This is a genomic window from Burkholderia sp. A2 (assembly GCF_001729305.1).
Taxonomy (GTDB): domain Bacteria; phylum Pseudomonadota; class Gammaproteobacteria; order Burkholderiales; family Burkholderiaceae; genus Burkholderia; species Burkholderia sola.
Map to the genome: position 1 here is coordinate 1 of NZ_LZXX01000004.1, position 209 is coordinate 209.

The window sequence follows — 209 nt, forward strand, 5'->3', positions numbered from 1 at the left end:
GATCGCGGCGTGCGCGTGCGGATGCTGGTCGACGACCTGAACTTCGACGATATCGACCGCGTGATGGCTGCGCTCAATACGCACCAGAACATCGAGATCCGCGTGTTCAACCCGTTCGGCGCATCGCAGCGCGGCGTGGTCGAGCGCACGACCAACTTCTTCACGCGAATCGACAGCTTCACGCGCCGGATGCACAACAAGGCGATGAT

Annotated in this window: 1 pseudogene; it reads left to right on the top strand. The window is 61.7% G+C overall.

Annotation, left to right across the window (positions count from 1 at the left end):
* Positions 1-209, top strand: a pseudogene (locus A9Z05_RS37335) (phospholipase D family protein); the annotation flags it as partial.